At 47.4% G+C, this 9,650-nt stretch carries 7 protein-coding genes; 2 read left to right on the forward strand and 5 right to left on the reverse strand.

Going from position 1 to position 9,650, the window contains the following annotated elements:
- Nucleotides 1-56: 56 nt before the first annotated feature.
- From HMPREF9442_RS03735 to pta, 3 genes are all read right to left on the reverse strand, one after another.
- Nucleotides 57-323 carry an NVEALA domain-containing protein gene (locus HMPREF9442_RS03735; protein WP_008625521.1) on the reverse strand — a complete coding sequence of 89 codons (267 nt, stop codon included), beginning with the start codon at nucleotides 321-323 and terminating at the stop codon, nucleotides 57-59.
- A 580-nt stretch (nucleotides 324-903) separates the two neighbouring features.
- Nucleotides 904-2,097, reverse strand: coding sequence for an acetate kinase (locus HMPREF9442_RS03740; RefSeq protein ID WP_008625523.1), 1,194 nt, complete (start codon nucleotides 2,095-2,097; stop codon nucleotides 904-906).
- A 34-nt stretch (nucleotides 2,098-2,131) separates the two neighbouring features.
- The gene (gene pta, locus HMPREF9442_RS03745) at nucleotides 2,132-3,145 is read right to left on the reverse strand and encodes a phosphate acetyltransferase (protein WP_008625525.1); all 1,014 of its coding nucleotides are present in this window, start codon (nucleotides 3,143-3,145) and stop codon (nucleotides 2,132-2,134) included.
- Nucleotides 3,146-3,309: 164 nt separating this feature from the next.
- Between pta and HMPREF9442_RS03750 the strand changes: the two genes are divergently transcribed.
- Nucleotides 3,310-5,283 (forward strand): GNAT family N-acetyltransferase, encoded by a 1,974-nt coding sequence (locus tag HMPREF9442_RS03750; RefSeq protein WP_087944067.1) that lies wholly within the window; start codon nucleotides 3,310-3,312, stop codon nucleotides 5,281-5,283.
- Here the strand turns inward: HMPREF9442_RS03750 and cdaA are convergent, their stop codons facing one another.
- Both cdaA and folP read right to left on the reverse strand, forming a co-directional pair.
- The gene (gene cdaA, locus HMPREF9442_RS03755; protein WP_008625529.1) at nucleotides 5,284-6,057 is read right to left on the reverse strand and encodes a diadenylate cyclase CdaA; all 774 of its coding nucleotides are present in this window, start codon (nucleotides 6,055-6,057) and stop codon (nucleotides 5,284-5,286) included.
- Nucleotides 6,058-6,070: 13 nt separating this feature from the next.
- Nucleotides 6,071-6,922 (reverse strand): dihydropteroate synthase, encoded by an 852-nt coding sequence (gene folP / locus HMPREF9442_RS03760; protein WP_008625531.1) that lies wholly within the window; start codon nucleotides 6,920-6,922, stop codon nucleotides 6,071-6,073.
- Nucleotides 6,923-7,086: 164 nt separating this feature from the next.
- On the opposite strand from folP, the gene HMPREF9442_RS03765 reads away from it, so the two are divergent.
- A complete protein-coding gene (locus HMPREF9442_RS03765; RefSeq protein WP_008625533.1) occupies nucleotides 7,087-8,385 on the forward strand; it encodes a UDP-N-acetylmuramoyl-tripeptide--D-alanyl-D-alanine ligase in 1,299 nt (432 codons plus the stop codon).
- The last annotated feature ends 1,265 nt before the right edge of the window (nucleotides 8,386-9,650 follow it).

Below are 9,650 nucleotides of genomic sequence, written 5' to 3' on the forward strand. Positions count from 1 at the left end.
ATGAAAAACAAAATGCAGGCTCTTAATTGATGTCAAAAGCCCGAATTTTATAAAAATTAGCAGTCACTTGGTACACAGTCATCGGCATCACCGAATCTCTTACAAGTTACGGAATTTTTATAGTCAATCTGGTAAGGACACGGACTAGAAATTACCTCCCATCCTTTATAACTTTCATTATTTGCCAAGGCTTCAATGTTTTCAAGGAACAAATCACTTTCATTCGCTGCTTTGTTCTTTTCATAAGTTTGATACCCCACGTATCCCGTAGTACCAATTACCATTGCACCAATCAAAGATACTAAAGTTGTTTTCAATTTCATAGTTCTTATTTTAAGTTCGTTTATAATGTTTCTTTGTGAGACTCTCCCTCCCAAAGTGTCATTGCAAATATATGTGGTTTGGGAATAAACTGCAAACTTTTTGAATGATTTTTTTAAATTTCGTTTTTAACACAAAAATGTATTATTAAGCATATTTCTATTCAAAATAGCTTGAAGAGTGTAAAAATTATATCTTGTAAAAGGTGTTGTGAGAAATGCCCCAAGGAGTCGGAAAGACACTGTAGAAACAACCGTCAAACGATTCTCCGATGTGCTCCAAACGATTTTTTGTTCTGCTGTGAACGGAGGACAGGGCTAAGGCCAACGGGATAGAGATGCCTGCTTCCATATACAATGTGTTCATTCAAAAAAAGGTTCGCATCCTTCATACTTGCTGTAATTCAGTTTGTTAAGGTGAACTTTCTCGGGGATTAGCCTTCACCGGGCCTTCACTCGGGCTTCATCGGGGGACGGTGTGGGACAGGAACGAAAATCGGGCGCGGAAGCGATTCCACGCCCGATTACATCAGGGGTAATTCTCATATCAATATGAGAAAAGCATATTGGGCATAATTAAGGCTCACACCAAAGCCATGGTGTCTTTGGCAATCATCAGTTCCTCGTCGGTCGGGATGACACATACCGTCACTTTGCTGTCCGGTGTGGAGATGATGGCTTCTTCGCCACGTACGGTGTTGTTTTTGGCTTTGTCGAGCGATACGTCCAGATAGTCCAGACCGTTGCAGAAAGCTTCGCGCATGTCGGCCTGGTTTTCTCCCACGCCTCCGGTGAAAAGGATGATGTCCACCCCGTTCATGGCCGCAGCGTAAGCACCGATATACTTTTTCACGCGGTAGGCGTACATGTCGAGAGCCAAGCGGCAGCGTGGGTTGCCTTCGTGGGCTGCGGCAATCACCTCACGCATGTCCGAAGAAACTCCCGTGACACCGGCCACGCCGGATTTTTTGTTCAGGAGATTGGACATTTCAGAAGGAGCAAGCCCTTCCTTGTCCATGATAAAGGTTACCGCGCCGCCGTCTACATCGCCGGAACGGGTACCCATCATCAGGCCTTCCAGCGGAGTCAGTCCCATGGAGGTGTCGATACATTTGCCGTCTTTTACGGCCGAAATGGAACCGCCATTGCCCACATGGCAAGTGATGATACGTTTGCCGGCAGGGTCTACGCCAAGGTATTCGCAGACACGTTGGGATACATAACGGTGGGACGTGCCATGGAAGCCGTAACGGCGGATGCCGTATTTTTCATACATCTCGTAGGGCAGGGCATACATATAGGCATAGTCGGGCATCGTCTGATGGAAGGCTGTGTCGAATACGCCTACCTGGGGAATCGAAGGCAGAAGGGCCGATACGGCATTTACACCTTTCAGGTTGGCGGGATTATGTAGCGGGGCCAAGTCGTTGCAGGCTGTGAAGGCTTCCAACACTTCGGGAGTGAGCAACACGCTTTGGTTGAACTTTTCTCCTCCGTGTACCATACGGTGTCCTACGGCGCCAAGCTCTTCCAACGATTTCAAGGCACCGAGTTCCGGGGCGGTCAGGATGTGGAAGATGAATTGTACGCCTTTGGTATGTTCGGGGATGTCTTCCTCGATGATTTTCTTCGTCCCGTCCGGCAAGGTCATTTTCAGGAAAGAACCGGGCAGGCCTATTTTTTCTATGCCGCCCTGTGCCATGACGGAATGGTCGGTCATGTCGTATAATTTATATTTGATGGAGGAACTTCCGCAGTTCAATACTAAAATCTTCATATTATATAAATAGGTGTAATTTTAAAGTTTCCGTTTATTTTTGTTCTTTTGCCGCGATGGCCTGATTAGCCGTGACGGCTACCATGGTGTAAACGTCCTCAATGGAGCATCCTCGGGAAAGGTCGTTGACCGGACGTGCTATGCCTTGGAGGATAGGGCCGATGGCTTCGGCATGTCCCAGACGTTGTACCAATTTATAGGAGATGTTGCCGACTTCAAGGTTGGGCACAACTAGCACGTTGGCATGTCCGGCGATTTCGGAACCCGGGGCTTTGCTTTCGCCTACGCTCGGCACAAGCGCGGCATCAGCCTGGAGTTCACCGTCGATGCTGAGGCCAGGAGCCATTTCTCGTGCCAACTTGGTGGCTTCCACTACCTTGTCCACGACTTCATGTTTGGCCGAACCTTTGGTGGAGAAGCTCAGCATGGCTACTTTCGGGTCGATTCCGGCCACGGCTTTGGCTGTGCGGGCGGTACAAACGGCAATCTGTGCCAACTGTCCTGCATCGGGTACGGGGGTGACGGCTACGTCGCCCATGACCAAAATGCCGTTCTTTCCGTAATTAGGAGCTTTGGTGAGCAACAGCATGGCTCCGGAAACGCAGGTGATGCCCGGGGCGGTCTTGATGATCTGGAGGGCAGGGCGCAATACGTTGCCGGTCGTGTTGCGTGCACCGGCCAACTGTCCGTCGGCATCACCGGCCTTAATCATCAGGCAACCGTAGAACAAGGGGTCCTGCACTTTTTGGTGGGCTTCTTCTATCGTCATGCCTTTTTTCTTACGCAATTCGAAAAGCAATTGGGCATATTCTTCTTTTTTCGGGCTGGTAGCCGGGTCTATGATAGTAGCCTTGGATATGTTTCCCAATCCCCATTTTTTTGCCGCTTCTTCTATTTCTGAAGGGTTTCCTAATAAAATCAAGTCGGCCACCTCGTCGGTAAGAATCTGGTTGGCAGCCTTTAATGTGCGCTCTTCCGTACCTTCAGGAAGAACGATGCGCTGCTTGTTAGCTTGAGCGCGTGAGACAATCTCTTTGATTAAGTCCATATTTAAAATCTTTAAATTGATAACTCTACATTGCAATTAGTAGGATTGTGCAAAATTACTGCTTTTTGACCGAATAACCGTATGATTCCTATTTTATTTTTTTATATTCCGGAATGGTGTTCCTCTCATAATTTTTATGTTACTTTGGTATCAAAAAATATTTTATGTCCCTTGATTTTCGTCCTTTGTCTTTAGCAGACCGTTCGCTTGTATGGAAGTATACTGAAAACGCAGGTCGCCGCAACTGTGATTTGTCTTTTGCCAATCTTTATGCCTGGAGAATGCTTTATCGCACGGAAGTGGCGGAGTGGGGCGGTTTTCTGGTGTTTCGTTTTTATGCAGATGGGCATTTGGCTTATCTTATGCCTGTGGGCGAGGGGGATTGGTGTGCCATCCTGCAGGCTTTGAAAGAAGATGCGTGCCGGTTGTCTCATCCTCTTTTACTGTTAGGCGTTTGTGAGGATTTGATGCCGCAGGTGGAAAGGTGCATGGGGGAGGACTGCCGTGTGAATGTCAATCGGGACCATGCGGATTATGTCTACTTGCGCGAGTCTTTGGCTACCTTGTCCGGTAAGAAGTTGCAGCCCAAACGTAATCATGTGAATCGTTTTAAAGCCTTGTATCCGGATTATCGTTATGAGGAACTGGCGGAGCAATGGGTTCCGGCTTGTTTGGATTTGACTCGCCGTTGGGTGGAGGCGCGTCAGGACGAAGCGGAGAAAAGGGCGGTGGCAGCGGAGTCGGAAGCCATTCAACGTGCATTGGCACATCGGGATGAACTGGATCTGAGGGGAGGTGTATTGTTGGTTGGGAGACAGGTCGTGGCATTTACTTACGGGGCCCCGATTTGTCGTGATACCTTTGATGTGTGCGTGGAGAAAGCCGATGTGGAGTTTGAGGGGGCTTATACGGTAATCAACAAGGAGTTCGTTTCACGGTTGCCGGCACAATATAAATATGTGAACCGGGAAGAAGACTTGGGGATGGAAGGCTTGCGAAAGGCTAAACTGTCTTATCAACCGGAAATGTTGTTGGTGAAATACAGTGTGTGGTCGTCTTGTACGGTGAAGGCGGAGATTGAAGAGGGTAGGCTGACACCGGAACAGCATTTGATAAAATGGCAGACCCGTGCATTGTGGAGCTTGTGTTTCGGTGATACGGAAGAGTTTATGAAACTTTATTTTACCCGTAAATATACTCCTGAAAGAAACAGTTGCCTCGTAAGGGACGGGCGTGTGGTTGCGGCTTTGCAACGTTTGCCATACCGGATGATGTTTGGAGGAGAGGTTGTTCCTGTGGCTTATGTTTCAGGGGTTTGCACGCAGCCGGAATGCCGAGGCAAGGGACTGATGACGGAACTGATGGGGCAGGCTCACCGTAAAATGTATGCCGACGGGTGTCTGTTCAGCCTTTTGATTCCGGCTGATGAGGGCTTGTTTGCTTTTTACCATCGTTTTGGCTATTATACTTGTCCTGGGGTGGCATTACCGAAGCGAGAGGAATCATGCGATGCCGATAAGGTGGTATGTGAAGTTTATACCGCTATGCATGAAATTGAACCAGTGTTGGGGGATTTGCAGTTTGATTTGGATGTTTTTTTGCGCCGTGCCCCTTATGCTGTGTTGCATGATGAGACAGACTTGTATACAGTGTGTGCAGATTTGTTCCTTGGGAACGGTTGTGTCGTGGTGGCGCGTTGCGACGGACATTGCGTCGGACTGGTTTGGGCCGTCCCGCGTGAAGGGAAACTATGGGTTTTGGAGTGTTTTTCCGTTTCTGCGGTCGTTGAGAATATTTTGTATAAGCAGGTGCGGGAGGCATTCGGCTTTGCCGGGAATGTCGCAATGATTCGTCAGGAAAACAGGGGGCAGTTGCGTGTGATACATGTGTATGAGGTCTTGAAGTTGTATGCGCGGCAACATGCGGACACGGCCGGTCGGATACGTGTGGTCGGAGATGAGGATATCACGGAGAATAACGGAGTTTACGTGTGGGGCGATGGGCAATGCCGGAAAGAAGGGTACGGTGCCTTTTGTTGTTCGGAAAGCGGCGGGGTTTGTCGTAGCATACATATTCGGGAGCTGCCGGAAATGCTTTTGGAAGACGCCTGTCCTTATTTGGGTTTGATGATGAACTGATTATGTGCGTTCTTCCGTGAGAAAACGTTCCAACTCTTCAGCGGACAGGCGGAGATGGAATGTGTCTTTGTAGGCTACGGAGATATTGCCCGTTTCTTCGGAAACGATGACGGCCAAGGCATCGGTTTCCTGCGATATGCCTTTGGCGGCACGGTGGCGCAAGCCTAATTCTTTCGGAATGTCCATGCTGTGGGATACCGGCAGGATGCAGCCTGCTGCTTTGATACGTTTCTTGCTGATAATCATGGCTCCGTCGTGCAGCGGACTGTTTTTGAAAAAGATGTTCTCGATAAGCCGTTGGTTGATGTTGGCATCGATGAGTTCGCCAGAGCGTATGATGTCGTTGAGGGGCAAGTTACGTTCGATGACGATTAATGCCCCGACCTTTTGTTTGCTCATGCTCATGCAGGCCATGACGATGGGCATGATGTCGTCCTTGTTTGTCTTTTTATTGTCTTTCTTGTTGCGCCGGATGAGTTTGAGGAGGCTTTCCACTTGCCGGTGTGTACCAATCGTGAAAAAGAAGTTGCGGATTTCTTCTTGGAACAGGATAATCAGTGCCAGTGTACCGACGCTGACCAGCTTGTCGAGGATGGACCCCAAAAGCTTCATTTCCAATATTTGGGAGACAAACAACCAGAATACGACGAAAATCAGCACGCCGAAGAATACGTTCAGTGAACGCGACTCTTTCATGACCTTGTAACAATAGAACAGCATCAGCGCGACAAGGAAGATGTCGATAAAGTCTTTCAGTCCGAATTCTAATGGCATGGAAATGTTTTTTTTATTTCTGTTCGTTCATTTGATTGAATATTCTCACGGCTTCCACACACGCTTTTACGTCATGCACACGCAAAATGTCTGCCCCTTTGGTCAAGGCGATGGTGTTCAATACGGTAGTTCCGTTCAGTGCTTCTTCGGGGCTGCTGTCGAGCAGTTTGTATATCATTGATTTGCGCGAAATGCCCACTAATAAGGGAAGTCCGAATAGCTTGAAGTCTTCCAAATGCTTGAACAGCTCGTAGTTGTGCGCCAAAGTTTTTCCGAATCCGAATCCAGGGTCTATAATGATGTCTTTGACGCCTCGGGCGTACAGCTCTTGCACCTTGAGAGCAAAGTATTGCATGATTTCCATGCGGAGATGGTTATAATGTATATGTAGCTGCATGTCTTGGGGAGTGCCTTGCATGTGCATCATGATATAGGGGACGTTCAGACGAGCTACGGTGTCGAACATCCGCTCGTCCATTTGTCCGCCCGATATGTCATTGATGAGGGCTGCGCCGTATTCTTCCACACACATGGAGGCCACGTCTGCCCGGAATGTATCGACGGAAACGATGGCTTCGGGGGCGACTTCGCGGATGATTTCGAGACCTTTTCGAAGGCGCGCCATTTCTTCCTTCGTGCTGACGTGTTCCGCATTGGGACGCGAAGAATAGGCACCAATGTCAATCATGTCGGCTCCCTCCGTAATAATCTGTTCCACCCGGTATGCGATGTCGGACGTGGTTTCCTTGCGGCTTCCGGCATAAAAGGAGTCGGGCGTGACGTTCAGGATGCCCATGACTTTCGGTGTGGAAAGGTTCATAAGTTGTCCGTTGACTCTTATGGTACGTTCTATATGTCCTTCCATTGTTTTTGCAGTATTTACATGCAAATGTACACAGAATAATCCGTTTTTTCGTGCTTCTTGGATTATATTTATATAACATAGGTGGCATCTCGGCAAAATATTTCAAGCAAGTTTGATATTTTGCTCTCGATTTACATTATATTTGTGGGGTAAAATACAGAATTATGAAGATAGCAGAACTTTATGAAATTTATAAGCAGCATCCGGTGGTGACCACCGATAGCCGCAAGTGCCCGCAAGGGGCTTTGTTCTTTGCATTGAAAGGGGATTCTTTTAATGGAAATGCTTTTGCAGCCCAAGCTTTGGAGCAAGGGTGTGTTTACGCGATAGTGGATGAAGCTGAGTACGCAGTAGGGGACGACGAGCGTTACATTTTAGTGGAAGATGTACTGGCGACATTGCAACAACTGGCTCACTATCACCGGAAACAATTTAAGATTCCGGTAATTCAGGTGACGGGGACCAACGGAAAGACCACGACAAAAGAACTCACAGCGTCGGTGCTTTCCCAAAAGTACAACGTATTGTATACGCAGGGAAATTTGAATAATCATATCGGGGTTCCGAAGACTTTGTTGGAGCTAACCTCGGAACATACTATTGCCGTCATTGAAACCGGGGCAAGCCACCCCGGGGAGATTAAGGCTTTGGCTGAAATTGTGGATCCGGATTTCGGATTGATTACCAATGTGGGCATGGCACATTTGGAGGGGTTCGGTTCTTTCGAGGGGGTCGTGCGTACGAAAGGAGAGCTTTATGACTATTTGCGTGCCAAGCATGGTACGGTTTTCATCAACCATGATAGTGAAGACTTGAAGCGCATAGCCGGGGGCTTGCACCAAATTTGTTATGGGAGCCCATGTGACGAGGTTTTGAGCGTGGAAGGAGAGGTGCTCGAATGTGCTCCCTTCCTGAAGTTCCGTTGGCGGCCTGCCGGAGGTGAGTGGCAAGAGGTGCAGACCGGATTGATAGGTGCCTATAACATGCAAAATCTGTTGGCCGCAGCAACGATAGGACGTACTTTCGGGGTAGAAGTGGATGCTGTTAACCGGGCATTGGCGGCATACGAGCCTAAAAACAATCGTTCCCAACTCACGGAGACGGATGATAATAAGCTCTTGGTGGATGCTTATAATGCCAACCCTACCAGTATGAGAGCTGCCATAGAAAATTTCCGGGATATGAAAGTGGAACGCAGGATGGCTATACTCGGGGATATGGGTGAGTTGGGGGACTGCAGTTGGAAAGCCCATCAGGCCATTGCCGATTTATTGGTGGAATCCGGTTTCGAACATGTGTGGTTGGTGGGGCCGAAGTTCAAGGCGGCGCGTCATCCTTTCCGTACGTTTGATAATGTGGAGCAGGTAAAGAAGGCTTTGGAAATCAAGAAACCCAAAGGGTATTATATATTGATTAAAGGCAGTCATAGTACGAGGCTTTACGATTTGCCGGATTACCTTTAATGAAGTATGTTTTTATATGAAAAGAGACAGTGTGTCAAAACTCAATTTTAGTCTATATGAGTTTTTGATTTGAAACTTGAACATCCTTAAAGGCAAAAAGAAGAGTCGTATCATTCTCAAAATAGAGCTTGATATGACTCTTTTCGGCTTTGTGGTTGCAGTATGTAACTTTTTGGGGTGTGGGGAGTTATGATATGCCTTTTCGTGTATTGGTGTTAAAAACCGAATAAATCATCAGTCCATTCTATTTGGGCACATAAATTACCATTTTCTTCTTTAAACGTCACGGTGAGAATGTCACGACCGGTCACATGTTCTCTTTCCTTTACCAAAACGTGGTATTGCCTCATGTTCCCATATCAACTTCTCTGGTTTCACATTTATTTATAATATATTTAAATGAACTATTTAAATTTTTACCAGTTTCAGTTTGAGGGCATCAGGTATTTCTATGCCTACCATTCTGTCATATTCTTCTATGGTCTCAACATTGTTGGATACATAACTTAGAAGCAATTTCACTGTCATCCGGTTTAGTCTGATTTTAATGGGTACTTCTCCATGGTCGTATGATTTCCCTCCTGGGGAGTTTGCAAAAACATCCTTCATCTTTTAGGCAATATTCCAACTTATTGTCATATAGTGAGTTATGTTCTTAAATATTCTCCAATATGTAACGTCTGTATCCTGAGCGGATTATCTTGCATCCTGAAGGATGTTTTTGTAAACTCCATGTGGTAGGGGTAGTCTGCGGGAAGGACGGCATTCCTTATAGAAGGCTTCCGTGCCCCTATTCTGCCCCACAGCGGTGAATGTTTGGTGAATCCGTGGTGGAGGCTAGAACATGGCATCCTTCACCGTAAGCGATTGATGATGAGAGTGTCTGAAAGATGCGAATGTGGAACCGGATAGACTTCCTGTATGGAGGGGAGGGCGGCTAAGGGCTGCCTGAGGATGAGGTTTTACGCGGCAGTGAAGCTTTGTCACGGTTCCTCCCCTGTTCGCGTTTGGACGGAAAATCACTTTCAGCTGAAAAGCATAACGATTAATTAATATACAATGAAAGATCATTCGGCTTAGAATGACTTCCGGTCCTGCCCCGGCCGGTGCGTCACAAAGATGTGCCGGAGGGCAACGCGGATGCACTTCCCGGTACTGCAATCCCCCAACCCATGCAAATCTCATTTCTAGAGCAAAAAAATGTAGTGTCTTTCTCTCTGCCTCTTTCTGCTGTAAAACACGTGTTTTACAGCGTGTTTCTTGTC

This window comes from Paraprevotella xylaniphila YIT 11841, assembly GCF_000205165.1.
In the GTDB taxonomy this organism is placed as follows: domain Bacteria; phylum Bacteroidota; class Bacteroidia; order Bacteroidales; family Bacteroidaceae; genus Paraprevotella; species Paraprevotella xylaniphila.

Excerpts from the sequence above, each read along its gene's own strand:
- folP (WP_008625531.1), bottom strand. The coding sequence starts at position 6,922 with ATGGAAGGACATATAGAACGTACCATAAGAGTCAACGGACAACTTATG.
- HMPREF9442_RS03735 (WP_008625521.1), bottom strand. The coding sequence starts at position 323 with ATGAAATTGAAAACAACTTTAGTATCTTTGATTGGTGCAATGGTAATT.
- cdaA (WP_008625529.1), bottom strand. The coding sequence starts at position 6,057 with ATGCCATTAGAATTCGGACTGAAAGACTTTATCGACATCTTCCTTGTC.
- HMPREF9442_RS03750 (WP_087944067.1), top strand. The coding sequence starts at position 3,310 with ATGTCCCTTGATTTTCGTCCTTTGTCTTTAGCAGACCGTTCGCTTGTA.
- HMPREF9442_RS03765 (WP_008625533.1), top strand. The coding sequence starts at position 7,087 with ATGAAGATAGCAGAACTTTATGAAATTTATAAGCAGCATCCGGTGGTG.
- pta (WP_008625525.1), bottom strand. The coding sequence starts at position 3,145 with ATGGACTTAATCAAAGAGATTGTCTCACGCGCTCAAGCTAACAAGCAG.
- HMPREF9442_RS03740 (WP_008625523.1), bottom strand. The coding sequence starts at position 2,097 with ATGAAGATTTTAGTATTGAACTGCGGAAGTTCCTCCATCAAATATAAA.